At 69.9% G+C, this 26,117-nt stretch carries 24 protein-coding genes; 19 read left to right on the top strand and 5 right to left on the bottom strand.

All coding sequences use genetic code 11. The features are described 5' to 3' along the window. The first annotated feature begins 169 nt into the window (after positions 1–169). The 12 genes from I4Q42_RS03835 (at position 170) to I4Q42_RS03780 (ending at position 12,583) form a co-directional block, all read left to right on the top strand. Positions 170–895, top strand: a complete 726-nt coding sequence (locus I4Q42_RS03835) for an ABC transporter permease subunit (RefSeq protein ID WP_332873015.1) — start codon at positions 170–172, stop codon at positions 893–895. Continuing rightward, positions 892–1,719: an ABC transporter ATP-binding protein gene (locus I4Q42_RS03830; protein WP_408611048.1), complete on the top strand. Its 828-nt coding sequence runs from the start codon at positions 892–894 to the stop codon at positions 1,717–1,719. The genes I4Q42_RS03835 and I4Q42_RS03830 overlap by 4 nt, the downstream gene beginning before the upstream one ends. Further along, entirely contained in the window at positions 1,716–2,918 is a 1,203-nt protein-coding gene (locus I4Q42_RS03825) for an acyl-CoA dehydrogenase family protein (protein ID WP_332873014.1), read from the top strand. The genes I4Q42_RS03830 and I4Q42_RS03825 overlap by 4 nt, the downstream gene beginning before the upstream one ends. Further along, entirely contained in the window at positions 2,915–3,865 is a 951-nt protein-coding gene (locus I4Q42_RS03820; RefSeq protein ID WP_198574741.1) for a D-isomer specific 2-hydroxyacid dehydrogenase family protein, read from the top strand. Before I4Q42_RS03825 ends, I4Q42_RS03820 begins: the two co-directional genes overlap by 4 nt. An 18-nt stretch (positions 3,866–3,883) precedes the next feature. Further along, positions 3,884–4,726, top strand: coding sequence for a class II aldolase/adducin family protein (locus I4Q42_RS03815; RefSeq protein WP_198574740.1), 843 nt, complete (start codon positions 3,884–3,886; stop codon positions 4,724–4,726). Beyond that, a complete protein-coding gene (locus I4Q42_RS03810; protein ID WP_198574739.1) occupies positions 4,726–5,739 on the top strand; it encodes an ABC transporter substrate-binding protein in 1,014 nt (337 codons plus the stop codon). Before I4Q42_RS03815 ends, I4Q42_RS03810 begins: the two co-directional genes overlap by 1 nt. Positions 5,740–5,871: 132 nt before the next feature. Further along, the gene (locus I4Q42_RS03805) at positions 5,872–8,052 is read left to right on the top strand and encodes a TonB-dependent receptor (RefSeq protein WP_198574738.1); all 2,181 of its coding nucleotides are present in this window, start codon (positions 5,872–5,874) and stop codon (positions 8,050–8,052) included. A gap of 4 nt (positions 8,053–8,056) precedes the next feature. Beyond that, on the top strand, positions 8,057–8,671 hold the full coding sequence (locus I4Q42_RS03800; protein WP_198574737.1) for a cysteine dioxygenase family protein: 615 nt from the start codon (positions 8,057–8,059) through the stop codon (positions 8,669–8,671). Further along, positions 8,668–10,248, top strand: a complete 1,581-nt coding sequence (locus tag I4Q42_RS03795; RefSeq protein ID WP_198574736.1) for a rhodanese-like domain-containing protein — start codon at positions 8,668–8,670, stop codon at positions 10,246–10,248. The genes I4Q42_RS03800 and I4Q42_RS03795 overlap by 4 nt, the downstream gene beginning before the upstream one ends. Positions 10,249–10,259: 11 nt before the next feature. After that, complete coding sequence (locus I4Q42_RS03790) at positions 10,260–10,907, top strand: glutathione S-transferase family protein (RefSeq protein WP_198574735.1); 648 nt, start codon at positions 10,260–10,262, stop codon at positions 10,905–10,907. A 45-nt stretch (positions 10,908–10,952) separates the two neighbouring features. Then, a complete protein-coding gene (locus I4Q42_RS03785; RefSeq protein ID WP_198574734.1) occupies positions 10,953–12,059 on the top strand; it encodes an LLM class flavin-dependent oxidoreductase in 1,107 nt (368 codons plus the stop codon). Next, positions 12,059–12,583 carry a flavin reductase family protein gene (locus I4Q42_RS03780; RefSeq protein WP_198574733.1) on the top strand — a complete coding sequence of 175 codons (525 nt, stop codon included), beginning with the start codon at positions 12,059–12,061 and terminating at the stop codon, positions 12,581–12,583. Before I4Q42_RS03785 ends, I4Q42_RS03780 begins: the two co-directional genes overlap by 1 nt. Before the next feature lie 252 nt (positions 12,584–12,835). On the opposite strand, the gene I4Q42_RS03775 is transcribed toward I4Q42_RS03780, so the two are convergent. Next, positions 12,836–14,152 (bottom strand): O-acetylhomoserine aminocarboxypropyltransferase/cysteine synthase family protein, encoded by a 1,317-nt coding sequence (locus I4Q42_RS03775; RefSeq protein ID WP_198574732.1) that lies wholly within the window; start codon positions 14,150–14,152, stop codon positions 12,836–12,838. A gap of 487 nt (positions 14,153–14,639) precedes the next feature. On the opposite strand from I4Q42_RS03775, the gene I4Q42_RS03770 reads away from it, so the two are divergent. The 6 genes from I4Q42_RS03770 (at position 14,640) to I4Q42_RS03745 (ending at position 21,128) form a co-directional block, all read left to right on the top strand. Further along, the gene (locus tag I4Q42_RS03770) at positions 14,640–16,226 is read left to right on the top strand and encodes a flavin monoamine oxidase family protein (RefSeq protein ID WP_198574731.1); all 1,587 of its coding nucleotides are present in this window, start codon (positions 14,640–14,642) and stop codon (positions 16,224–16,226) included. Then, on the top strand, positions 16,223–16,699 hold the full coding sequence (locus I4Q42_RS03765) for a RidA family protein (RefSeq protein WP_198574730.1): 477 nt from the start codon (positions 16,223–16,225) through the stop codon (positions 16,697–16,699). The genes I4Q42_RS03770 and I4Q42_RS03765 overlap by 4 nt, the downstream gene beginning before the upstream one ends. Before the next feature lie 98 nt (positions 16,700–16,797). Further along, positions 16,798–19,242 (top strand): TonB-dependent receptor plug domain-containing protein, encoded by a 2,445-nt coding sequence (locus I4Q42_RS03760; protein ID WP_198574729.1) that lies wholly within the window; start codon positions 16,798–16,800, stop codon positions 19,240–19,242. A gap of 143 nt (positions 19,243–19,385) precedes the next feature. Further along, entirely contained in the window at positions 19,386–19,694 is a 309-nt protein-coding gene (locus I4Q42_RS03755; RefSeq protein WP_198574728.1) for a UBP-type zinc finger domain-containing protein, read from the top strand. Between the two features lie 120 nt (positions 19,695–19,814). After that, positions 19,815–20,324: a hypothetical protein gene (locus I4Q42_RS03750; protein WP_198574727.1), complete on the top strand. Its 510-nt coding sequence runs from the start codon at positions 19,815–19,817 to the stop codon at positions 20,322–20,324. A gap of 93 nt (positions 20,325–20,417) precedes the next feature. Beyond that, positions 20,418–21,128 (top strand): hypothetical protein, encoded by a 711-nt coding sequence (locus I4Q42_RS03745; protein WP_198574726.1) that lies wholly within the window; start codon positions 20,418–20,420, stop codon positions 21,126–21,128. Positions 21,129–21,211: 83 nt separating this feature from the next. Here the strand turns inward: I4Q42_RS03745 and I4Q42_RS03740 are convergent, their stop codons facing one another. The 4 genes from I4Q42_RS03740 to I4Q42_RS03725 all read right to left on the bottom strand — a co-directional run bounded on the left by I4Q42_RS03740 (position 21,212) and on the right by I4Q42_RS03725 (position 24,413). Then, positions 21,212–22,867, bottom strand: coding sequence for an FAD-dependent oxidoreductase (locus tag I4Q42_RS03740; RefSeq protein WP_198574725.1), 1,656 nt, complete (start codon positions 22,865–22,867; stop codon positions 21,212–21,214). Positions 22,868–22,888: 21 nt separating this feature from the next. Further along, a complete protein-coding gene (locus I4Q42_RS03735) occupies positions 22,889–23,035 on the bottom strand; it encodes a hypothetical protein (RefSeq protein WP_198574724.1) in 147 nt (48 codons plus the stop codon). 57 nt (positions 23,036–23,092) lie between these two features. Beyond that, the gene (locus tag I4Q42_RS03730; RefSeq protein ID WP_198574723.1) at positions 23,093–23,614 is read right to left on the bottom strand and encodes a Dps family protein; all 522 of its coding nucleotides are present in this window, start codon (positions 23,612–23,614) and stop codon (positions 23,093–23,095) included. Positions 23,615–23,828: 214 nt separating this feature from the next. Further along, positions 23,829–24,413: a helix-turn-helix domain-containing protein gene (locus tag I4Q42_RS03725; protein ID WP_198574722.1), complete on the bottom strand. Its 585-nt coding sequence runs from the start codon at positions 24,411–24,413 to the stop codon at positions 23,829–23,831. A gap of 158 nt (positions 24,414–24,571) precedes the next feature. On the opposite strand from I4Q42_RS03725, the gene I4Q42_RS03720 reads away from it, so the two are divergent. Continuing rightward, on the top strand, positions 24,572–26,110 hold the full coding sequence (locus I4Q42_RS03720; RefSeq protein WP_198574721.1) for a sensor histidine kinase: 1,539 nt from the start codon (positions 24,572–24,574) through the stop codon (positions 26,108–26,110). Positions 26,111–26,117 lie beyond the last annotated feature (7 nt).

Raw genomic sequence — 26,117 nt, 5'->3', positions numbered from 1 at the left:
TAGGAATTCAGCGTCCATCTCTGTGAAGCAACGGCGCCCCCGCCGCAACGGTCACAGCGATGGAAGCGACCCGATGTCTTTGGCGACCGCCGATAGAATTTCTCTAGCCAGACCATTCCCGAAAGGGTGGCGATGGCCACGTCTTTCCCGTGCGCGCTGGCTATCTCCGGTGGTGCTTCTGGCCTTGTGGGAGTTGGGTTCGCGGCTGGGCTTCATCCCCGAGCGCGTGCTGGCCGCGCCCTCGACGGTGGCCGAAACCTTCTGGGCCCTGACGGCCTCGGGCGAGCTGCCCGCCAACCTGCTGGTGTCGCTGGCCCGCGCCGCCGCCGGCCTGGCGATCGCCCTGGCGGTCGCCGTGAGTCTGGGCCTGCTGGCCGGCCTGTCGCGTTGGGGCGAAACCGTCGTCGACCCGCTGATGCAGATCAAGCGGACCATTCCGTCCCTGGCCCTGACCCCGCTGTTCATCGTCTGGTTCGGCATCGGCGAGACGCCGAAGATCGCCCTGATCGCCGTGGCGACCACCTTCCCGATCTACCTGAACCTGTTCGCCGGGGTGCGCGGCATTGACGTGCGGCTGGTCGAGGCGGCCCGCAGCTTCGGCCTGTCGGGCTGGAGCCTGGTGCGCGAGGTGATCCTGCCCGGCGCCCTGCCCTCGTTCTTCGTCGGCCTGCGCTACGCCCTGGGGGTGTCGGTGCTGGTGCTGGTGGTGGCCGAGCAGATCAACGCCCAGGCGGGCCTTGGCCACCTGATCAACAACGCCCGCGACTTCATGCGGACCGACATCATCGTCGTCTGCCTGCTCGTCTACGCCCTGCTCGGCCTGTCGGCCGACGCCCTCGTTCGCACGCTGGAGCGCCGCGCTCTGGCCTGGCGCCCCAGCCTCGTGGAGCAATGACCATGGTCCAGCCGCGCATCCGTCGCCGCGCTTTCGACACCGCCGCGCCGTCCTCCACGCCGATCGCCTCGCCGGCCGTCGCCCCCGCCGTGAAGCTGACCGGCTTCGTTCGCCAGTTCGGCGAGAACCGGGTTATCGACGGCCTGGACCTCTCGATCGCGCCGGGCGAGTTCGTCGCCCTGCTGGGCGCCAGCGGCTCGGGCAAGACCACCCTGCTGCGCACCCTGGCCGGCCTCGACCCCATCGGCGACCAGGACGTCACGACGCCTGGCGCCCGCGCCGTGGTGTTCCAGGACGCCCGCCTGCTGCCGTGGAAGAAGGTCTGGCGCAACGTGGCGCTGGGCCTGAAGGACAAAGACGTCCGAGCCCGCGCCGAGGCGGCGCTGAAGGAGGTCGGTCTCGGCCACCGCCTCGACGCGTGGCCCTCCACCCTCTCGGGCGGCGAATCCCAGCGCACGGCCCTGGCCCGGGCGCTCGTACGCGAGCCGGGTCTGCTGCTGCTCGACGAACCGTTCGCGGCCCTCGACGCCCTGACCCGGCTGAAGATGCACGACCTCGTTTTGAACCTGTGGAGCGAGCACAAACCCGCCGTCCTGTTGGTCACCCACGACGTCGACGAGGCCATCTCGCTGGCCGACCGGGTGCTGGTGCTCAACAAGGGCAAGATCGCCGCCGAGGAGCACATCACCCTGGAGCGCCCGCGCGCGCCGGACGCCCGCTTCCAGGCCATCCGTCGCCGCCTGCTCGGCCATCTCGGCGTCGAGGCGCCCGCGCCGCACGAAGGCGCGCTGATCGCCTTCCCCACCGGCGAGGCCGTGCAGTGAGCACCATCGCCGTCCGTCGCCTGGAGCCGTCGCTCCGCCTGCCTGATCTCGACGCGGTGCTGCCGGGCCTGACGGAGGCCTTCGCCGCCACCGCCGGCCGCCACGATCGCGAAGCCAGCTTTCCCTTCGCCAATTTCCGCGCCCTGCACGAGGCGGGCCTGCTGGCCCTGACCGCGCCGGCCCGGCTGGGCGGCCTCGAAAGCGACCTGCCCACCGCCCTGAAGGTAGTCTCGGCCGTCGCCCGGGGCGAGCCGGCCACGGCGCTGGTGCTGGTCATGCAGTACCTGTTCCACGCCTCGGTCGAGGGCCGCTCCGGCTGGCCCGAGCACCTAAAGCAGAAGGTGATCGGCGACGCCGTCGAGAACGGCGCCCTGATCAACGCCCTGCGGGTCGAGCCCGACCTGGGCACCCCCGCCCGCGGCGGCCTGCCGGCCACCATCGCCCGCCGCACGCCGGAAGGCTGGCGGATCAGCGGCCGCAAGATCTACTCCACCGGCTCGACGGCCCTAACCTGGTTCGTGGTCTGGGCTCGCAGCGACGACGAACCCGCTCAAGGGGGGCCGCTGGTGGGCGGCTGGCTGGTGCGGGCCGACAGCCCCGGCGTCGTCATCGAGGAGACCTGGGATCACCTGGGCCTGCGCGCCAGCGCCAGCCACGACGTGATCTTCGAGGACGTTCTGGTCCCGCTGGACCACGCCCTGGACCCGCAGCCCCCGGGCGCGCCGCCGCCCTATTCACCGGTGTTCGGAACCTGGTCGGCCGTGCTGACGGCGGCGATCTACGATTCCGTAGCCCGCGCCGCCCGCGACTGGCTGGCCGACTTCCTGATCAGCCGCAAGCCGGCCAACCTGGGCGCCAGCCTTTCGACCCTGCCCCGCTTCCAGGAGGCCCTCGGCGAGATCGACGCCCTGCTGTTTTCCAACCGCGTGCTGCTGGACAGCGCCGCGCGCGGCGACACCACCGCCAGCGAGAGCGGCCTGGTCAAGCACCTGGTCACCGAGAACGCCATCACCGTGGTCGAGAAGGCCCTGAAGCTGACCGGCAATCCGGGCTTGACCCGCAACAATCCGCTGGAGCGCCATCACCGCGACGTGCTGTGCGGCCGGGTGCATACGCCCCAGGCCGACGTGGTGCTGACCGGCGCCGGCAAGCTCGCCTTCGCGAGCCGAGAACCTATTGGCCGCGAGTCGGCGCAATGAGCCGCCTGATCGTCGCCAGCCAACTGCCCGAGGTGTTCAACACCGTCTTCGCCCAGCATGCAGCGGACGCAGACATCGTGGCCGTACCGCCGGGCCTGACCACGCCCCTGCCGCAGGACGCCAAGGTCCTGGTGGCCGCGCCGTTCCGCAAGGCCGGCGGCGTACTGCCGGCCAAGGCGCCGCCCGGCTGGCCGTTCGACGTGCGCTGGGTGCAGCTGGTGTCGGTGGGCATCGACTTCTATCCGGACTGGCTGTTCGACGGCCCGGTGGTGACCTCGGCGCGCGGCTCTTCGGCCGTCGCCCTGGCCGAGTTCGCCCTGGCGGCGATCCTGGCCGAGGCCAAGCGCCTGCCCGAAATCTGGATCGACAAAGCCGAGCGCTGGTCGCCGCAGCCGTTGAAGCTGATCTCCGGCACCACCCTGGGCCTCGTCGGCTTCGGGGCGATCGGCGAGGCCCTGGCCCCGCGCGCCCAGGCCCTGGGCCTGAACGTCATCGCCACCCGCCGCTCGGACAAGCCGATCCCGGTGGCCGGCGTCGAGCGGGTCGCCGACCTGAAGACCCTGTTCGCCCGCAGCGACCACGTCGTGCTGGCCGCACCGGCGACGCCCGAGACCGAGCGCCTGATCGGCCGCGAGGTGCTGGCGGCCGCCAAGCCCGGCCTGCACCTGATCAACATCGCCCGCGGCGCCCTGATCGACGACGACGCCCTGCTGGCGGCGCTGGAGGACGGCCGGGTTTCCCGCGCCAGCCTGGACGTGACCTTCCCCGAGCCCCTGACCGACGGCCACCCCTTCTACGGCCATCCGAAGGTTCGGCTGTCGCCCCACACCTCGGTGCACACGCCCGACACCCGCATCAACCTGGCGACCAGCTTCGCCCAGAACCTCGCCCGCTTCCGCGCCGGCGCGCCCCTGGCCGACGTCGTCGACCTGTCGCGCGGCTACTGACAACAAGGACTCTTCGCGATGACCGCGATCCCCGCCGCCCGCAGCTTCGCCGCCGCCGGCCCGCATCCTGCCAAGATCGACAGCGTGCTGCCGCCGTTCGGTTCGCGCGATATCCCGCAGCAGCCGACGCTCGAGCTGGAGCGGCTCTATCGCAAGCAGCGCCTGGCCGCCGGCTATCGGCTTTTCGGCCGCTATGGCTTCGACATGGGCGGGGCCGGGCACATCACCGCCCGCGATCCCGAGCTGACCGACCACTTCTGGGTCAATCCGCTGGGCGTGCACTTCTCGCGCATCAAGGTCAGCGACCTGATGCTGGTCAGCCACGCCGGCGAGATCGTCCAGCCGCCCGAGAAAGCGCCGGCGCGCCTAAACCGCGCGGCCTTCGCCATCCACTCGCAGCTGCACGAGGCCCGGCCCGACGTGGTGGCCGCGGCCCACTCGCACTCGCTGTACGGCAAGGCCTGGTCGGCGCTGGGACGGCTGCTGGATCCGCTGACCCAGGACTCGGCGGCCTTCTATGACGACCACGCCCTGTTCGAGGAGTTCTCGGGCGTGGTGCTCGACACCAGCGAGGGCCAGAAGATCGCCAAGGCGCTGGGCCCCAAGAAGGCGGTGATCCTGCAGAACCACGGGATCCTGACCGTCGGCCAATCGGTCGAGGCCGCCGTCTGGCGCTACCTCGCCCTCGAAAACGCCTGCCAGGCCCAGCTGCTGGCCGAGGCCGCCGGCCCGACCAAGCCGATGTCGCCGGAGGTCGCCAAGCACACCGCCGGCCAGGTCGGCACCGAGCTGGGCGGCCTGTGGTCGTTCCAGCCCTATTGGGACATCGTCACCGAAGAAGAGCCGGACCTGTTCGACTGATGACCGGCATCTCCCTGTCCCGCCGCGACCTGATGTCGGGCGGCCTCTCGATCGCGGGCCTTTCGCTGGCCGGCCTGACCAGCCTGAACCTCGCCGCCTGCTCTCCGAAGGGCGACGACAAGGCCGGCTCCCTGGCCGACCTGACCCTGCGCGTGGCGACCTATCGCGGCAATCCCGAGACCTTCTGGGCCGAGGCCGGCGTGCCGCCCTCGCCGTACAAGATCGCGCGCACCCAGTTCGCCGGCGGCAACCTGATCGCCGAGGCGATCAACGCCCGGGCCCTGGACTTCGGCGGCATGAGCGAGATCCCGCCGATCTTCGTCGCCGCCCAGCCGGGCAACCAGGTGCGCATCGTCGGCGTGCTGAAGGGCGACGTGAACAACCAGGTGCTGCTGGTGCCCAAGGGCTCGCCAGCCCGGGACTTCAAGGACCTGAAGGGCAAGCGCATCGGCTATGTGAAGGCCACGACCTCGCACTACATCCTGCTGCGCCTGCTGCAGGAGGCGGGCCTTGGCTGGAGCGACATCCAGCCGGTGGCGCTCAGCCCGCAGGACGGCCTGGCCGCCTTCCAGAGCGGGGCGCTGGACGCCTGGATCATCTACGGCGTCATCGTCTACCAGGCCCGCGAGGCCGGAGCGCGTGTGCTGCGCACGGCGCTGGGGATCCTGTCGGGCAACTACCTGATCGCCGCGGCCAAGGAGGCGCTGGACGATCCCGTGCGGCTGCAGGCCGTCGGCGACTACGTGGCCCGCTACAAGAAGATCTTCGACTGGATCAACGCCGACGGCGAGCGCTGGGCCCAGGCCCGGGCCAAGGCGACCGGCGTCAAGGCGGAATACTACGCCCAGGAGTTCCGGGAGAAGTCGTCGCCCTACATCCTGGAGCCGGTCAGCGAGGCGGCGATCGCCTCCGAGCAGGCCGTGGCCGACACCTTCGCGGCCGCCAAGATCATTCCCTCGGCCGTCGACGTGCGGCCGCTGTGGGATGATCGCCTCTCATCGTTCCTGAAGTAATGCTGAGCGCCGCTAATATAGCCCATGACTTCGGGCGATATGAGCGGAGCTATTCGCTCGATCATTTTATATTCGTTGAGATGAAGGGCGGCGACACGGCAAATCCCCACCGAACAAGTCGGGGATAAAATCGTGCGAACCTTCAAGCTTCAACTTCTCGCCTTCACTTCGGGCCTCGCGGTCGCTGGCGGAGCCTTGGCCGCCGAACCGGCGCCGACCGCCAATGCCGACGATGCGGCCTCCCCCGCCGTCGAGCAGGTGATCGTCACCGCCGAGCGCCGCGCCACCGACCTGCAGAAGACCGCCATCGCCATCTCGGCCTTCGGCCCGCAGGTCCTGGCCGACCGCAAGGTCGACAGCATCCGCGACCTGTCGGGCCAGATCCCGAACTTCAGCATCAGCCGCGTCACCATCAGCCACACCACCCAGACCTACGCCCTGCGCGGCGTCGGCGAGGCCGATCCGATCCAGGAGCCGGTGCTGGCCGTCTATGTCGACGACGTCTACATCCCGCGCCAGATCGGCTCGATGGTCGAGTTCAACGACCTTGAGCGCATCGAGGTGCTGCGCGGGCCGCAGGGCACGCTGTACGGCCGCAACTCCAGCGCCGGCGCCCTGCGCATCATCACCCGCGATCCCGGCGAGGCGTTCCGCGCCAAGGCCGAGGTCGGCCTGGGCAGCTACGGCGCCGTCGACGTGCGCGCCCTGGTCGAGGGGCCGATCGTCGAAGGCAAGCTGTCGGGCAGCCTGTCCTACATCCACCACAAGCGCGACGGGGTGACCTTCGACCCGACGCTGAACCACGACGTCAACCGCATCGACCTGGACGCCTACCGCGCCAAGCTGCGCTGGAAGCCGACCGAGAAGCTGGACGTGCTGCTGACGCTGAACGCCCTGCGCGACCGCAGCGACAGCCGCAGCTACGTGCCGGTCACCCAGCCGAACGGCGAGTCCAACATCCGCCGCTCCTATTCCGAGGTCGAGCCCAAGCAGGACCTCGACCAGATCAGCGGCTCGATCCGCGTCCAGTACGCCCTGAACGACAATCTGAAACTCAAGTCGATCACGACCTACGGCGGCTTCAACCTGAACCCGGTCTACTACGACAACGACGGCCAGGCGGCGCTGATCCAGAAGAACCTGATCCACTACAACGACCAGTACGCCACCCAGGAAATCCAGCTGAACGGCGACTACGGCAAGCTGACCTTCACCAGCGGCCTGTTCTACCTGCATGAGCGGTTCTTCGTGCAGCGCGACGGCTACAGCCGCCGTAGCGCGACGGTCACCGATCCGGTGACGACGCCCAGCAACTACGGCTTCGCCCGGGCCCACAACATCACCAACACTGACGCCTACGCCCTGTTCGGCGAGGCGACCTATGCGGTGAGCGAGCGCCTCAGCGTCACCGGCGGCCTGCGCTGGACCAACGAGGAAAAGGAATTCACCTTCGACAACAAGGTGCTGAACCTGGCCGGCGCCGTCACCGGCCAGTCGATCGCCGGCACGGCCGACAAGACCTTCTCGGCGATCACGCCGAAGCTGTCGGTGCAGTATCAGTGGACGCCGGCCGTCCTGCAGTACGCGACCTATTCCAAGGGCTTCAAGTCGGGCGGCTTCGACAACCGGGCCACGCGCCTGGACCTGGCCACCCGCCCCTTCGCGCCGGAAGACGTCAACACCTACGAGACCGGCCTTAAGACCGAGCTGTTCGACCGCCGGGCGCGCGTGAACCTGGCGGCCTTCTATAACGACTATGAAAACCTGCAGGTCAGCTACAGCGACCCGGCCTATCCGGGCAATTCGATCCGCGGCAACGCTGGCGAGGCCCACACCTACGGCGTCGAGCTGGAAAGCGACGTGCGGGCCACCGAGCGGCTCAGCCTTCAGGGCTCGGTCGGCTGGCTGTACGCCGTCTACGATACCTATAAGAACGCCGGCGGCGTGGGCGTGAACGCCGATGGCCACCGCCTGCTGAACTCGCCGCGCTGGAGCCTGTCGGGCGGGGTGACGTGGGACGTGCCGGTCGAAGTCCCCGGTTCGATCCGCGCCAACCTGAACGCCCAGTGGCAGACCAAGACCTATTTCAGCGCCCTGCAGCGGCCGCAGGACGAGGCGCCCGCCCAGGGCTTCCTCAACGGCACGATCACCTGGACCGCGCCCAACCCGCAGTGGGCCGTGCAGCTGTCGGGCCGCAACCTGCTGGACAGCGACAAGCCGGTGACCTCGACCTACACGCCGGCCACGGGGGTCTATTACAAGAACTATCCCGACCCGCGGACCTGGCTGGTCACGCTGAAGTACGCGCTGTGATCCGATGACCGGCGCGCCCAACCTCCATCGTCTGGCCAGCTTCGTCGGAGACCTCGGCGCGCTGCTCGACGCCACCTCGGACGAGGCCGAGATCCTGCGCGACGGCGAGGCCTTGCTGGCCGGACTGATCGCTCACGACGACTGGCTGCCGGAGGCCTACGCCCAGCCGAGTCCGGCCCGCTATCAGCAATACCTGCTGCATTGCGACAGCCGCGAGCGGTTCAGCGTGGTCAGCTTCGTCTGGGGGCCGGGCCAGGCCACGCCGGTGCACGACCACACCGTCTGGGGCCTGGTCGGCGTGCTGCGCGGGGCCGAGCTTTCGCAGGGCTATCGGCGCGACGGCGACGCCCTCGTCCCGCACGGCCCCATCCATCGGCTCGAACGCGGCGAGGTCGAGGCCGTCTCGCCGACGGTCGGCGACGTGCACCGGGTGACCAACGCCTTCGACGACCGTCCCTCGATCAGCATCCACGTCTACGGGGCCAATATCGGGGCGGTGCGCCGCGCCACCTACGACGCCGACGGGCGGCCCAAGCCCTTCGTCTCCGGCTACTCCAACGACACCCTTCCAAACCTGTGGGACCGCTCCAAGCCGGTCCCCGCCGAGGCCGCGCCATGACCCTGCCCGTCGTCACGCCCCGCGAGGTCCGCCAGGACCTGATCGCCCGCCGTGAGATCGCCCTTCTGGACCTGCGCGAGGAAGACCCCTTCGCCAAGGCCCACCCGCTGTTCGCCTCGCAGCTGCCGCTCTCCCGGCTGGAGGTCGAGATCCTCGACCGCGTGCCCCGCAAGGAGACGCGGATCGTGCTGTACGACAACGGCGAGGGCCTGGTCTCGCCGGCCGGCAAGCGGCTGGCGGCCCTGGGCTATACCGACGTTCGCGCGCTGAAGGGCGGGCTGCAGGGCTGGACCGAGGCCGGCTACGAGCTGTTCCAGGATGTGAACTCCTACAGCAAGGCGTTCGGCGAACTGGTCGAGGCCCGGCGGCACACCCCGTCCCTGCCCGCCCAGGAGGTGCAGGCCCGCATCGACGCCAAGGCCGACCAGGTGATCCTCGACGCCCGCCGGTTCGAGGAATATGCGGTGATGAGCATCCCGGGCGGCGTCAGCACCCCGGGCGCGGAGCTGGTGCTGCGGGCCAGGGAGCTGGCCCCCGATCCATCGACCACGATCATCGTCAACTGCGCGGGCCGCACCCGCAGCCTGATCGGCGCCCAGTCGCTGGTCAACGCCGGGGTGCCCAACCCCGTCTTCGCCCTGCGCAACGGCACGATCGGCTGGACCCTGGCCCAGCAGAGCCTCGAGCACGGCCAGGGCCGCAAGTTCCCCGACGTCTCGACCCAGACCCTGGAAGAGGCCCGCGCCAAGGCTCGCGACGTGGCCTATCGCGCCGGCGTGCGCCGCATCGACGCCGAGGGGCTGGCCGATCTGGCCACCGACCGCAAGCGCACCCTCTACCGCTTCGACGTGCGCACGCCCGACGAATACGCCAAGGGCCACCTGCCCGGCTTCCGCAGCGCGCCGGGCGGCCAGCTGGTGCAGGAGACCGACGTCTTCGCCCCGGTGCGCGGCGGCCGCATCGTGCTGGCCGACGACCTGGGCCCGCGCGCCGACATGACCGCCTCGTGGCTGGCCCAGCTGGGCTGGGAGGTCTACGTGCTGGAAGGCGGCTTCGAGGCCGAACTGGCCGCCGGTCCGTGGGCCGCGACGGCGCCGCCGCACCTGCCGGTGGTCGAGACCATCCTGCCGCGCGCCTTGTCCGAGGCCCTGGCCAACGAGGCCGTCGTGGTGCTGGACCTCGCCGCCAGCCCCGCTCACCGCAAGGGCCACGTGCCCGGCGCCTGGTTCGCCATCCGCGCCCAGCTGGCCGAGGCCCTGGAGAGGATCCCGGAAGGCAAGCCGATCGTCCTGACCTCGCCCGACGGCGTGCTGGCCCGGCTGGCCGCGCCGGAGCTTGAGGACATCGCCGACCAGCCGGTGCGGGTGCTCGACGGCGGCACGGCCGCCTGGGTCGCCGCCGGCCGCGCTCTGGAGACGGGCCTGACCCGCGCCGCCAGCGACCCGACCGACGTCTACAAGCGCCCCTACGAGGGCACCGACAACGCCGCCGAGGCCATGCAGGCCTATCTGGACTGGGAGTTTGGCCTGGTCGACCAGTTGGCCCGCGACGGGTCGCACGGCTTCTTCGTGATCTGAGGTCCAGCCCCATGCCCCTGACCCTCTATATCGCGCCCGGCAGTTCCTCCCTCGCCCCCCTGGTGGCCCTGGAGGAGATCGGCGTCGCCTACGACATCCAGCGCCTGGACCTGGCGGCCGGCGACCAGCGCAAGCCCGACTACCTGAAGGTCAATCCCAAGGGCCGGGTGCCGACCCTGGCGGTCGACGGCGAACCGGTCACCGAGGTGCTGGCGATCCTGACCTATCTGGCCCATCGCTACCCACACAGCGAGCTCCTGCCGCTGCTGGAGCCGCTGAAGCTGGCCCACGCCTACGAGGTGATGAGCTGGTTCGCCAGCACGGTGCACGTGGCCTTCGCCCAGATCGCCCGGCCCGAGCGCTACGCCGACGACGAGGCGGTGAAGGCCGCGCTCGCCACGCCCGGCGAGGCCCGCTTCGCTCGCACCCTGGCCGACATCGAGCGCCTGGCCCAGGCGCCGGGTCCGTGGCTGCTGGGCGAGCACTTCAGCGCCGTCGACGCCTACGCCCTGGTGATCTGGCGCTGGGGCGAGCGCCGGCAGATCGACCTTTCCGCCTATCCCGCCTGGAGCGCCAAGGCCGCCCGCGCCTTCGCCCGTCCCTCCGTCGTCCGCGCCCTGCGCAAGGAGACGGCCCAGGCGACCACCCACGCCCACTGACCTGTCTTTCGTTTTCACATTCTCGAACCCTCAGGAGCTTTCCCCATGAGCGTCGAATTCATCGGTATCATCCACACCCAGAACGTCTCGGAGATCCATCCGCCGGCCGGGCCGGTGATCGACGTCGACTATGTCGAGACGATCGCCCGCGCCCATGACGAAGGCGGCTTCGACCGCGCCCTCGTCGCCTTCCACTCGACCGGTCCGGAAAGCCAGCTGGTGGTGGCGCACGCGGCTTCCGTGACCAAGAACCTGAAGTTCATGATCGCCCACCGGCCGGGCTTCACCGCCCCGACCCTGGCGGCGAGGCAGCTGGCGACGCTGGACCACTTCACCGGCGGCCGCGTGGCCGTGCACATCATCACCGGCGGCTCGGACGAGGAACTGGCCAAGGACGGCGACCACCTGACCAAGGACGAGCGCTACGCCCGCACCAGCGAGTATCTCGACATCGTCCGCGCCGAGTGGACCAGCGAAAAGCCCTTCGACTACAAGGGCGAATACTACCAGGTCGACCAGGGCTTCGGCGCGGTGAAGCCGCTGCGCGCGCCCCAGATCCCGGTCTATTTCGGCGGCTCGTCGGAAGCGGCGATCCCGGTGGCCGGCAAGCACGCCGACATCTTCGCCCTGTGGGGTGAAACCCAGGCCCAGGTCGCCGAGACCATCGCCCGCGTGCGCCACGCCGCCGCCAAGCACGGCCGCCAGGTCAAGTTCTCGCTGTCGCTGCGCCCGATCATCGCCGACACCGAAGAGGCCGCCTGGGCCCGCGCCGACGAGATCGTCGCCAAGGCCAAGGCCATCCGCGAGGCCGCCGGCCTGCCGACCAGCGGCCACCGTCCGCCCAACGCCGGCTCTCAGCGCCTGCTGGACGCGGCCGCCCAAGGCTCGCGCCTCGACAAGCGGCTGTGGACGGGCGTGGCCGCCGTCACCGGCGCGGCCGGCAACTCGACGGGCCTGGTCGGCACGCCGCAACAGGTGGCCGAGGCCCTGCTCGACTACTACGACCTGGGCGTCACCACCTTCCTGATCCGCGGCTTCGATCCGGTCGAGGACGCCATCGCCTACGGCCGCGACCTGCTGCCGCTGGTGCGCAAGCTGGTGGCCGAGCGCGAGGCCCAGATCGAGGCCCAACCGGCGGCGGCGGTCGGCTGATGGCCCGCTACGACGCCGCGGCGGCGGGGGAAGCCCCGCCCGCCACCTTCACCGACGTGCTGGCGCACCTCGCGAGCGGCGTCGCCATCGTCTCCTGCTGGGACGGCGAGGCGCCGCGCGGCCTGCTGGTCAGCTCGATCACCGGGCTGTCCGTCGAGCCGCCACGCTTCCTGTTCTGCGTGCGCAAGGAGGCGGGGTGTCACGACGCCCTCCTCCGCCGCCCCGCCCTGTCGGTGTCGCTGCTGGCGGCCGGCGACAAGGAGGAGGCCCTGCGCTTCGCCAGCGGATCGCGTGCGGCCGAACGGTTCGCGCCCGAACGCTGGCGATTGGCGCCGGGCGCGGCGCCCGCCTTCCGGGGCGGGATCGCGCGGGCCGATTGCTTCGTCGACGCGGTGATCGACACCGGCAGCCACTCGGTCTTCATCGTCGAGGCCGAACACTTCGCCTTCACCCCGGCCGCGCCGCTGGTGGCGTGGAACCGGGGGCTGGCGGGGTTGGGGACGCCCGAAGTCGCTGGGGGCTAAACGGCCTTCACGGGCTCACCACCCCCAAATCCGTAAAATCCCCGCGAAGGCGGGGATCCAAGCTGACTTTCAGGATGAGGCGAGGCCGCGGATCACCTGCGGACTCGGCTTGGATCCCCGCCTTCGCGGGGATGCTCGGTTTAGAACAACCAAGGTTCTTAATGACGAGGATTTTGAGCTAGAGGTCTGTTCCAAATACAGAAAAGCCCCGCCAAGCGATCCGCGTGGCGGGGCTTCTTCATGTTCGGTGGATCACTCCGCCGCGGCGGGCAGTTCACGGGCCGAGGCCAGGGCCTGGTCGAGATCGGCGAGGATGTCGTCGATGTGCTCCAGCCCCACCGACAGCCGCACATAGCCGTCGGAGACGCCGGTGGCGGCCTGGTCCTCGGCGCTGAGCTGGGAGTGGGTGGTCGAGGCCGGATGGATGGCCAGGCTGCGGGCGTCGCCGATATTGGCCACGTGGTAGAACAGGCCAAGGCTGTCGATGAACCGCCGCCCGGCCTCGCGACCGCCGGCCAGCTCGAAGCCGACCAGGCCGCCATAGCCGCCCGAGAGATAGCGGTCGGCGCGCTGGCGGCGCAGGCCGTCCTGGGCCGAGGGGTGGATCACCCGGATCACGTCGGAATGCCGGGCCAGATGGTCGGCCACGGCTTGCGCGTTCTGCGAATGGCGGGCGATGCGCAGCGGCAGGGTCTCCAGCCCCTGCAGGATCTGGAAGGCGTTGAACGGCGACAGGGCCGAGCCCAGGTCGCGCAGCAGCACGGTGCGGGCCCGCAGGATGTAGGCGATCGGTCCCAGCGGCTTGGCCGCCTGCGCCCAGACCGCGCCGTGATAGCTGGGGTCGGGGGTGTTGAGCGACGGATGGCGCTCGGGATGGGCCTCCCAGTCGAAATTGCCGCCGTCGATGATCACCCCGCCGATCGAGGTGCCGTGGCCGCCGATATACTTGGTGGTCGAATAGACGACGATGGCCGCGCCGTGCTCCAGCGGCCGGGCCAGCAGAGGCGCGGCGGTGTTGTCGACGATCAGCGGCACGCCCAGCTTGCGGCCGATGGCGGCCACCTCGGCGATCGGGAAGACCGTCAGCTTCGGATTGGGCAGGGTCTCGGCGTAGTAGGCGCGGGTGCGCTCGTCGGTGGCGCGGGCGAAGGCCTCGGGATCCTCCGGATCGACGAAGCGGACCTCGATCCCATGGTCGCGCAGGGTGTTGGCGAACAGGTTCCAGGTGCCGCCATAGAGGTCGGTGGAACTGACGATGTTGTCGCCGGCCCGAGCCAGGTTCTGGATGGAGAAGGCCGAGGCGGCCTGGCCGGACGACACCGCCAGGGCGGCGGCCCCGCCTTCGAGCGCGGCCAGGCGCTGCTCGAGGATGTCGATCGTCGGGTTGCCGATGCGGGTATAGATGTTGCCCAACTGGCGCAGGGCGAACAGGTCGGCCGCGTGGTCGGCGCTCTGGAACTGGTAGGAGGTGGTCTGGTAGATTGGCGGGGCCACCGCGCCGGTCGTCGGATCGGCCCGCCAACCCGCGTGCAGGGCCAGGGTTTCGGGGTGCAGCTTGCGGTCGGACATCGGCTTCTCCTGAAGCTTTTTCGCGTCGATGGCGAAAACCTAGACCCGCCGCCGCGGCGTCCGCACGGCCGATAATCTCGCCACGCGGGCAGAAAAACTCTTACCGAAGGTTGCGGGCTCGCCAAACACGCGCCGAAGCTCAAGCCCGGCTCAATACGCCCGATGAGCCCGGCGAAACTGCATCGATCGCAATAGATCGAACGCAATTACTCATAAGCCGAAACGCAACGAAAACTCACGACTGATCCAGATCGATAATCCATAAAAATCAATCACGAACGCGACTTATGAAACTTGACCGGGAGAACAACGGCAAGCCGTCGTAGTTTTTCTGAATACCGAAAGTGGTAGCCGGCGCCCAGCAATCGTCCTTGGAGGCGACGCATGCCGACGCTTCCTTCTTTGGCGACTTCCCCGCGTTCACTCTTGGCCGCCGCCTCGGCGGCGGCCGCTTCTTGGGGAGGGTCTTTCGGGGGCGTTTTCGGTTTTGGTCAGTCGTCGTTCGTTCATCACCCGCGCGTTTTCCATCGGCGGGTTCGCCGCCGGCTATGCGGCCCTGCAAGGCCTCGGCCTGGCCTCCAGCACCTTCGCCCAAGAGGCCCCCGACCTGCCGCGCGACTTCGGCAAGGGCCGCTCGGTCGTCGTGCTCGGCGCCGGCATCGCCGGCCTGGTCGCGGCCTATGAGCTGGAACGCGCCGGCTTCGCCGTCACCGTCGTCGAGGCCCGCGAGCGGGTCGGCGGCCGCAACTGGACGATCCGTGGCGGCGACCGCGTCGAGACCATCGACCGCCCTAGCCAGACCGCCGGCTTCTCGCCCGGCCTCTATTTCAACGCCGGCCCCGCCCGCCTGCCCAGCCATCACCAGGGCGTGCTGTCCTACGCCAAGGCCCTGGGCGTGCCGCTGGAGGTCGAGGTCAATTCCAGCCGCAGCAGCCTCTTGCAATCGGACGGCGCGTTCGGCGGCAAGCCGATCCAGCAGCGCCAGGCGATCAACGACCTGCGCGGCGGGCTCTCCGAGCTGCTGGCCAAGGCCACGCGCGGCGGCGGCCTCGACGCCGAGCTGACCGGTCCTGACAAGGAACGGCTGCTGGCCTTCCTGAAGACCTACGGCGATCTCGACGCCGGCGGCGCCTACAGGGGCTCGGAGCGCTCGGGCTATCTGACGACGCCGGGCGCGGCCGACCAGCGCGGCGTGGCCAGGCCCGCCCTGCCCCTGCGCGAGCTGCTGGCCGACGACGCCCTGCCCTACGCCCTGTTCGAGGACAACATCCTGATGCAGGCGACCATGCTGGAGCCCACGGGCGGCATGGACGCCATCCCCAAGGCTTTGCACAAGGCGCTGAAGGGTCCGGTGCTGCTGGGCGCCGAGGTCACCGCCTTCCGCCAGACGCCGAAGATCGCCGAGGTGGCGATCCGCGACCGCAAGACCGGCGCCTCGCGCAAGCTGACCGCCGACTATCTGGTCGTCACCGTGCCGCTGCCGATCCTGGCCAAGATCGCCACCGACCTGCCGGGGGAGGTCACCGCCGCCATCGCCGGCGCGAAATACGACAACGCCACCAAGGTGGCCTTCGACGCGCCGCGCTTCTGGGAGGCCGAGCAGATCTATGGCGGGCTGTCGTTCGTCGGCGGCGAGACCACCCTGGTCTGGTATCCCAGCGCCGGCTTCCACCAGCCGCGCGGCCTGCTGGTCGGGGCCTATACGGTCGGCGCGCCGGCCCGCGCCTTCCAGGCCCGCGGCTTCGACGAGCAGGTCGCCCTGACCCGGGCGGCGATCGACAAGCTGCATCCCGGCAAGGGCCGCGACCTGGCCGCGCCCCTGGTCATCGACTGGAACCGCCAGGCCTTCAACCTCGGCCCTTGGATCCACTGGGAGGCCGACGGCAATGACCCGGCCGCCTACCGCCTGCTGAACCAGCCCCAGGGCCGGATCTTCCTGTCCGGCGCCCATCTCTCGCAGCTGCCCAGCTGGCAGGAGGGCGGCGTCGCCGCCGCCCGCCGCACGGTCGGCCTGATCGCCCAGCGCGTTCGCGCCGACGGCCTCATCCTTTCTCGAACGGAGACCCACCCATGATCCGCAAGCTCGCCTTCGCCCTTGTTCTGACCGCCGCCTTCGCGGCGGGTTCAGCCAAGGCCGCCGAGATCCGCCGCGCGCCCTCGTCGGGGGCGATCGCCATCACACCCTCTGTGGCCGTGCCGGCTGGGACAGAGCTGATCTTCCTCAGCGGCGCCCTGCCGAGCATCGCCGACAAGGCCGCCCCGGGCGACACCGAGGCCCAGACCCGCTCGGTGCTCTCCAAGCTGGAAGCGGCGCTGAAGGCCGAGGGCCTGGGCCATGGCGATGTGGTCAAGGCCACCGTCTTCCTGGTCGGCGACCCGGCCAAGGGCGGCGAGATCGACTTCGCGGGCCTCAACAAGGCCTGGAGCGAGGTGTTCGGCACGCCCGTCCAGCCGAACAAGCCGGCCCGCAGCACGGTCAAGGTCGCCGGCCTCGTCCTGCCCGGCGCCCTGGTCGAGATCGAATTCGTCGCCGCCAAGGTCCGCTAGGGCTCGCGGGCGCAACAGACCCCGCCGCGCGACGGGGGCCGGATCCCCGGCCTATCGCGCACCCTTCCCAACAATCTGAACTTTCATCGGGGGATAAGATGAAAACCCAAATTCTGGGCGCGTCGGCGCTCGCCTTGACCACAGCGCTTTCCAGCGCCGCCTGGGCCGATCCGGTCGCGCCGGATCCCGCCGCGCTCGACGCCGCCTCGGTCGAAGGCGTCATCGTCACCGGCACACGCCAAACCGGCGTCCGCGCCGTCGACAGCCCCGCGCCTGTGCAGGTGATCGCCGAGGACGCCCTGGCCCGCACCGGCCAGCTCGACCTGCGCCTGGCGCTGAGCAACCTGGTGCCGTCGTTCACCGCCCAGGCCTTCGGCGGCGACGCGGCCAACCTGACCCTGTCGGCGCGCCTGCGGGGGCTGAGCGCCAACCACACCCTGGTGCTGATCAACGGCAAGCGCCGCCACGGCACCGCCAACCTCGCCGTGCTGTCGGGCGCCTACCAGGGATCGGCGGGGGCCGACCTCAACTTCATCCCGACCGCCTCGATCGCCCGCATCGAGGTGCTGACCGACGGCGCGGCGGCCCAGTACGGAACCGACGCCATCGCCGGGGTGATCAACATCATCCTCAAGGACGCCGACCACGGCGGCAGCGCCTCGGCCACCGGCGGCGCCTATTACAAGAACGACGGCGAGACCTACAGCCTGTCGGCCAATGCCGGCTTCGCGCCCGCGCCGGGCGCCTATGTCAACCTGACGCTGGAGAACCGCTTCCACGACTTCAGCTTCAGCGGCAATCCGGACGCGCGGGTGATCTCGACCGCGGCGGTGACCGCCAATCCGACCTGGCCATCGGCCCTGCCCGGCTATCCCTATGTCAACCAGATCGCCGGCGACGCCCGCTACCAGCTGACCTCCGGCACGGTCTCGGCCGGCTGGAAGGCCAGCGACGCCCTGGAGGTCTACGCCTTCGGCACCTACGGCGTGAAGAAGGCCACGGCCTACGAGAACTACCGCCTGCCTAACCGCCTGCCAGCCGTCTATCCCAAGGGCTTCAGCCCGCTGCTGGGGACGCTGGAGAAGGACGGCGCCCTGACCGGCGGCATCAAGGGCGAGGTCCTCGGCGGCTGGCGCTACGACCTGTCCAGCACCTACGGCCGCGACGACCACGAGGTGCGGGTGCGCAACTCGGCCAACATCCAGCTCTATACCGACACCGGCGCGACCCCGACCCAGTTCCACGCCGGCGACTTCATCTTCAGCCAATGGACCAACAACCTCGATCTCAGCCGCGAGTTCGAGGTCGGCTGGGCCTCGCCCCTGACGCTGGCTCTGGGCCTGGAGCAGCGCAACGAGACCTACGAGATCAAGGCCGGCGACTACGCCTCGCGCTACAAGTCAGGCTCGCAGTCCTATCCGGGCTTTGCCTTGACCGACGCCGGCGAGCACGATCGCGACAGCTGGGCGGCCTATGCCGATGTGGCCGTCTCGCCGGTCGAGAACCTGAAGCTGGATTTCGCCGTGCGCCACGAGAAGTTCAGCGACTTCGGCTCGGCCGACATCGCCAAGCTGACCGGTCGCTACGACTTCACTCCGGCCTTCGCGGTGCGCGGCACGGTCAGCACCGGCTTCCGCGCCCCGACCCTGGCCGAGCTCTACTATTCGGCCACCAACGTCTCGCCGACCACCGCCTTCGTGCAGCTGGCGCCGGGCTCGGCCGGGGCCAAGCTGCTGGGCGTGGACGGCCTGGATCCCGAGAAGTCGACCAATCTCAGCCTCGGCATCGTGACCGAGCCCCTGCCCCGCTTGTCGGTGACCCTCGACGCCTACCAGATCGAGGTCGAGGACCGCATCGTCGGCAGCGGCGCGCTGTACGGCAAGATCAGCGGGACGGTCGTCAACGCGGCGATCACCAACGCCATCGCCGCCAACGGCAACGTGCTCGACCCGTCGGTCGGCACCACCGGCATCAACCTGTTCTCCAACGGCCTAGACACCCGCACCCGCGGGATCGAGGCCCTGGCCAGCACCTGGACCGACCTGGGCGAGCTCGGCAAGATCGACTGGACCCTGGGCGTCAACGTCAACCAGACCAAGGTCACCCGTATCGCCGCCCCGCCCTCGGGCCTGGGCGGATCGGTGCTCTACGACAAGGCCGCCATCGCGTTCCTTGAGCACGCCTCGCCGCGCTACAAGGCCAATCTGTCGGCGGTCTACACCCAGGACCGCTGGACGGTGAACCTCGTCAACACCCTGTACGGCAAGGCCTGGGCCTACACCAACGTCAACGGGACCTACTTCAAGGACGAGATCAAGTCGCACCTGATCACCGACCTGGAGCTGTCCTACCGGGTCACCGACGGGCTGAAGCTGGCGCTCGGGGCCAACAACCTGTTCGACGTCTATCCCGAGGAGCTGAACGCCGCCGGCACGGCCGCCTCGATCGCCGCCGGCAATCCGGGGGTGGCGAAGTATCCCAGCTTCTCGCCGTTCGGGATCAACGGCGGCTACTACTACGCCCGCGTCACCTACGACTTCTGACGCTGACGCCTCCCTGGGCGCGAAAGCGTCCAGGGAGAGCATCCGGATCGCCTGGCGCAAGACGCAGCGACATCGCGCAAGCGCGCGGCCGATCCTGGGTGCATGGTGGCGGCGACGCCCCATGCTCGGGAAAGGTTGATCCGATGAGCTGCTCGCACCTTTCGACCATCGTTGTCGTCACGCCCAGCGCGGACGGCTGCGAGGACTGCCTGAAGACTGGTGGCTGGTGGGTGCACCTGCGGCTGTGCCGGACCTGCGGCCATGTGGGCTGCTGCGACCAGTCGCCCGGCAAGCACGCCACCGCCCACTTCAAGGCCACGGAGCACCCGATCATCGAAGGCTACGACCCGCCCGAGGGCTGGGGCTGGTGCTATGTCGACGAGGTGTCGTTCGATCTGAGCGACTACAAGACCCCGCATCCCCGGCCGATCAAGCGATGGGTGGAGGGCTAGCGGCTACGCCGCGCCGGCCAGGGCGTCCTCCTTGACTGGCCTGCCCAGACCGGCAAGTTGCGGCTCCAAGAAGTGCAAGGCGGGGCTGTGTGTGCGGCGCCCGTCCTCTGAGGGGCGTAGATGGTTCGGATCGGAAGCGGGGCGCTGCTGGCCCTGATGTTGGCGGGCGTGCCGGCGGCGGCGTGGAGTCAGGCGCTGAACGATCCTCCCGTCGTCTGGAAAGCCCTGCGCCAAGCCGACGCCAAGGCTCTGCTGATCGAGGCGGGCGCGAAGATCAAGGCCGAGAAGCAGACCGACGAGCACGGCTGGCGCATTGAGGTCGAGATCCCTGACGGCATGCCGCTTTCCTGGGAAGGCATGCAATGCCAGGGAGAGGGCGCCGATCAGGCCTGCACCGAATACGAAATCGAGATCCCGTTGCGGGCCGCTAGCCCAAAGGCGGCCAAGGCCATCGCCGCCGAGCGCAATCCCCTCTTCCTGGCCGACGCGGCCATCGACGACGATTACATCGTCTGGCGAATGGGGTTCACCTACGGCGGCGTGACGCGGGCCTACCTGAAGCAGGTGCTCGACGTGACGATCGACATGGGCTGGGACGCGGCGAAGGACATCCAGGGGTGGAAGAAGTAGCGCTCGTCGCCAGCCCTGAGCATACTCCAAGCGACGCCGCGATGTAGAGGAGCGGCGCGGCCAGAGTTCGATCGTGAATGTTCAGGAGTGCGGATGGCGAGCGCCTTGATGATCTCTGCCCTGTTGGCCGCGACCGCGCCCGGTTCATCGAGCCAGGAGCCGCCTCCGCTTTGGTCGGGCCGCGCCGGCTTCGTGTCCACGACGCTCATCCTCCCGAAATCCGGCGAGCTTCATCAAGGCGATGTCCTGGTGAAAAAGGTCGCTCGACCGTCTCGATCGGCGCGACTGGTTGAGACCTACAGCCTGGGCGAAGGTCTGGTGATTCCGGCCGGCGCCCCGTTCTTTGCGTACTTCTTCCCCGTCCTTCAGGGTGTCGGGAGCTCGCCGCTGCCAGAGCGGCGGGACAATGATCTGACATGGTGCGCAGCGGCCACCACGCCGCCCCATGCGTGTTTCCGCTGGAATGGCGTGGGGCGGGTGGAATATTCGCCCGCCACCGACGACCCGATCCAGGATCGGAGCCCACTCGTCCGCGGCTGGATAGCGGCGCCAGAACCAAAACTCGTCGAGGAAAAGGCTTCAATCGACCCCGGCGAAGAGCTGATGGTTGTCAAATCGATCGAGCCGACCGGCGTGACCGTGACGACGATCAGGACGCAAGGGGCGATCGAAAAGTCGAGCGATCGCACCTACTTCTGGGGGCAGAGCATCTGGCTTGGCGACCTGGGAACAATGACCCTGACGGCCGTGAAGGACGCCAAGGGCAAACTGACGGGCGCTACCGGGAGCCTGACGCCTCGCTGAACCCTGCCTCCGTCGCCTGTTCGACGATTGTCGCCGCAGGTCGATGCTTATTGGTCCAGGGCAAGAAGTATGGGCCCTCCCCCCTACCGCGCCCGCGCCTCCTCCAGGTGCCGGTGGATGGCCGAGACCACGACCGAGCCCTCGCCCACACCGGCCGCCACGCGCTTGATCGAGCCGGAGCGCACGTCGCCGACGGCGTAGATGCCCAGCTTCTCGGTCTCGTAGGCCGAGCGGGCGCCGGCGACGCCGCTTTCGCCGGTCAGGACGAAGCCCTGCTGGTCGAGGTCGAAGCAGCCGCGCAGCCAGTCGGTATTGGGTTCGGCGCCGATCATCACGAACAGGGCGCCGGCGTCGACCACCGTCTCCGCCTTGGTTTTGCGATGGGTCCAGCCGATGCGGCGCAGGGTGCGGTCGCCCTCCAGGCGGGTGACCTCGCTGAACGGATGCAGCGTGATGCGGGCCGAGCTTTCGATGCGCTGGACCAGATAGTCCGACATGGTCGCCGCCAGCCCTTCGCAGCGCACCAGCATGTGCACGTGGCCGACAGTGCGGGAGAGAAACATCGCCGCCTGGCCGGCCGAGTTGCCGCCGCCGACCACCACCACCGACTGGCCGCGACAGAGGTCGGACTCCATGGCCGTGGCGGCGTAGTGGATGGCTTGGCCGTCGAAACGGTCGTAATCCGGCACGTCGAGCTTGCGGTAGCGGGCGCCCGAGGCGATCACCACCGACAGGGCCTGCAGGGTCTGGCCGTCCTCGAGCTTCAGCCGGTAGGGATGCCTTTCGCAGTCGACGCCGACCACGGCGCGCGACACCGCCAGCCGTGCGCCGAACTTCTGGGCCTGGACCTGGGCGCGGCCGGCCAGGGCCTGGCCGGAGATTCCCGTCGGAAAGCCCAGATAGTTTTCGATCTTGGAGCTGGCGCCGGCCTGGCCGCCGGGCGCCAGGCCCTCGATGATCACGGTCGACAGCCCCTCCGAGGCCGCATAGGTGGCCGCCGACAGGCCCGCCGGCCCCGCCCCGACCACGGCGACGTCGAACACCTGGTCAGGATCGAAGCGCTCGGTCATGCCCAGGCGGTCGGCCAGGACGGCGGTCTGGGGATTGAGCATCACGACGCGGTCGGGCGTGACCACCGCCGGCAGGTCGCCCAGGGTCAGGCCGTGCTGGCCAAGGCAGCTGGAGGCGTCCGGGTCGTTGTCGACATCGACCAGCCGCAGGGGATAGCCGTTGCGAACGGCGAAGCGCTCGATGCGCAGGGTGTCGGGATCGTCCGGCCGGCCGATCAGCACGATGCCGACGTGGCCGTGATGCAGGAAGCCCATCCGCCGCAGGATGAAGGCCCGCATGATGATCTCGCCGATGTCCGGCTCGGCGGCCATCATGTGGGCGACGTCTTTGTGGGCGACACGCACCACCCGGCCGGGGACCAGCGCCACCGCCCCGACCAGCAGGGCGCGGGCGCTGACCTGGTCGAGTTCGCCACTGAACTGGCCGGGAGCGTGAACGGTGAGGATCTCGTCGTCGCCGTGCTCGCCGGTGCGGGTGATCCCGACCTGGCCTTCCAGCACCAGGAAGAAGTCGGCCCGGCGGTCGCCGCGGCGGAACAGCACCTGGCCGGGCGCGATCGTCTCGACGGCGCCATAGGCCGAAAGCCGCTCGACCTGCTCGGGCGCCAGCACCGGGAAGATCTGGGCGGTGCGGGCGTAGGGATCGTCGGCGGCGAGCGGCTTGGTCATGGGGTCTTCCTGGCGGCGGCCCTAATGCGGGGTGCGTGACGTCTCCGCGTCTTGAACGGAAACGCCGGAACCGGCCGCCCGGCCATGAGGGATCACCGCGACGAAGGCCGCAAGGGCGAGCATGGCGGCGGTAGCCGTGCTCAGGGCCAGTTTCTGGATGTCGTTCATGGCGACGGCTCCCGATGTCGGTCGGCGCCGCCCGCGTGGGCGGACGGCGCCGGACACTCAGCCCCGGTCGCGACGGCCGGATTCGAACAGGAACCAGACGCGCTTTTCGCCCTCGTCGATCCAGTTCTCCAGCAGGCTGGCGGTGGCGATGTCGCCATGCTCGTCGCAGGCCGAGTGGACGGCGCGCATGGCCGCGACCAGGCCGCCGTTGTCCTCGCGCAGCTCGGCCAGCATGTCGTGCGGCTCCACATAGTCGGCGTCGTTGTCGAGCACGCGCTGGCTGCGGGCGATATGGCCGATCGAGCGCAGGGTCGTGCCGCCCAGCTTGCGCACCCGCTCGGCGATCGGGTCGGTCATGGCGTAGAGCTCGTCGCCCTGCTCGTCGAACATCAGGTGATAGTCGCGAAAGTGCGGGCCCGAGACGTGCCAGTGGAAGTTCTTGGTCTTCAGATAGAGGGCGAAGACGTCGGCCAGCAGCGCGGTCAGGGCGGCCGAGATGTCCTTGGCGGCGGCCTCGCCCAGGCCCGTGGGCGTGGTCAGCGGGGCCAGGCGGCGCGAGCGCGCGGTGTCGATGTCCATGGTCTTCTCCTGGAAAGGTCGTGGGGCCAGTCTGGCGCCGGACGGGGATGATCTCTTGGCGATGCGTGGGCCGGCTTGTACGGCCGCGCTCTCTCGGACGGGCGCGCCGGGGCGGCGCCGGGATGCGGGGTTTCGACAAGACGTCCGGCGGCGGCGTGGTCACGCAAGGTCCATGCGCCCCGATCAGACCTCGCCGAACGCTTTGCCCGCCGGCTCAGGCCCGCTTCAGCGAGCCGGTGACCAGGCTGCGGCCCCAGGGGCGGTTCTCGCGGCGCCAGACATTGGGCGTCTGGCCGGTGTGGCGGCGGAACAGCCGCGTCAGGTGGGCCTGGTCGGCCAGGCCGCAGACGGCGGCGATGTGGGCCAGGCTGTCGTCGGTCTCCAGCATCAGCGCCTGGGCATGCTCGAGCCTGCAGCGCATGATGTAGACGTGCGGCGTCTCGTCGGTGCTGACCTTGAAGGCGCGGCAGAAATAGCTGGCGCTGAGCCCGACCAGGGCCGCCAGGGTCTCGACGTGCAGGCTGTCGTCGAGGCGGGCCTCGACATGGGCGGCGACGGCGCGGATCTGCCAGCCGGCCAAGCCGCCCCGGGCCGGACCCCGGCCACGCACGGGCGAGCCCGGCAGGAAGCTGCGCGGCTCACGCGGGCCCAGCACGACGGCGAGGCGGTCGAGCATGGCGCGGGCCGAGCCGAGGTCGTCCTCCAGGGCCGCGCGGGCCTGCTCGACCAGCCAGATCGCCTGGGGCGGGGTGGAGCTGTTGGTTCCGGTGTCCGCCCGGGTGTTTATCGCGCGCAACATGCTGGCCTCCTGCCGCCTCTGATGACCGCAACCTTAGCGAGGGGCCGCCACGCCCCGACACCGAACGGACGTAGGCCCGGCGTACCGACTTGGTTGGCGCGCCCCAGACCTTGGTATGGGGTCCCGGCCGGCATGCAGGTCGCGCTATGAAGTTTCGCATGCTCGCCCACCCCTTCCCCGCCCCGACCGCTTCGCCCCTGGGCCGCCGCCTGCGGCTGGGGGGCGCGGCGGCGATCGCCGCCGCCGTCTTCGTGGTCGACACCTTCACGCCGCTGTCGAGCGCGGTGGCGGTGCTCTACGTGCTCGTGCCCCTACTGGTCGGCGAGGACCTGACGGGCCGGCGGCTGTGGGGGGTCACCCTGGCCTGCGCGGCCCTGGCCACGATCAGCTTCGCCGTCTCGCACGGCCGCGCCCCGCAACTGGCGCCGACCCTGCGCCTGCTGGTTAGTCTGGCGGCGCTGGGCGTGGCGGCCTTGCTGACCGGTCGCAATCAGCAGGCCCGCCGGACCCTGACCCTCAGCGAGGCCCGCTACCGCACCATCTTCAACACCCTGGCGATCTCGATCTGGGAGCACGATTTCCGGCCGGTGAAGGCGGCGCTGGACGGCCTGCGGGCGCAGGGCGTGACCGACCTGGCCGACCACCTGGCGCGCCATCCCGAACTGGTCCGCCAGATCAAGGCGACGGTGCGCATCACCGACGTCAACGCCACGGCCTTGACCATGATGGGGGTGGCCGACAAGGCCGATTTCTTCGAGCGGCTGGACCAGCTGTTGCCCGAGACCGACGAGACCTTCGCCCAGTTCCTGCTCGCCTTCGACGAGGGCCGGCCCAGTTTCGAGACCGAGACGGTGGTGCGCAGCCGCACGGGCGAGCTGATCCCGGTGATCGTGGCCCTGAACTTCCCGCCGCACGAACAGGGCCTGGACCGGGTGCAGGCCTCGATCGTCAACCTGACGGAACGGCGGCGGATGCAGGAACGGCTCGACCGGGCCCGGGCCGAGCTGGAGCAGGCGCTGCGGGCGGCGACGCTGGGCGTGCTGTCGGCCTCGATCGCCCACGAGGTCAACCAGCCGCTGGCGGCGATCTCCAACGCCGCCGGCGCGGCCCAGCGCTGGCTCGACCGCGAAACGCCCGACCTCGAAGAGGCCAAGGACGCCGTCGCCGACGTGGTGACGGCCGCCGCCCACGCCGCCGAGGTGGTGCGCGGCATCAGGGGCCTGATCGCCCAGGCCCCGGCCGAGCGTGCGCCGCTGGCGGTGGACGGCCTGCTGGCCGCCTCGGCCAGCTTCGTGGCCCGCGAGGTCGCCGAGCACGGCGTCGAACTGGTGCTGGCGCCCGAGGCCGGCGACACGATGATCCAGGGCGACCGGGTGGTGCTGCAGCAGGCCCTGGTCAATCTGATGCTGAACGGGGTCCAGGCGATGGCCGGCGGTCCGACCCGCCGCCTGCTGGCGCGCGCGCGCCGCGAGGGCGACGAGGCGGTGATCGAGATCGCCGACACGGGCCCGGGCTTCTCGCCCGAGGCCGCCGAGCGAGCCTTCGAGGCCTTCTACACCACCAAGTCCAGCGGCATGGGCCTGGGCCTGGCCATCTGCCAGTCGGCGGTAGCCGCCCATGACGGCCGTATCGCGATTTTGTCGCCCCTCGAAGGGACGACAGGGGCGCGGATCGAGATCCGGCTGCCGGCGGCCTGACGGTAGA

Origin of the sequence: Caulobacter hibisci (genome assembly GCF_016135805.1) — a bacterium.
GTDB classification, from domain to species: domain Bacteria; phylum Pseudomonadota; class Alphaproteobacteria; order Caulobacterales; family Caulobacteraceae; genus Caulobacter; species Caulobacter hibisci.
Note: the sequence above shows the minus strand (reverse complement) of the source record. Positions and strands in the feature narration are given on the sequence as shown.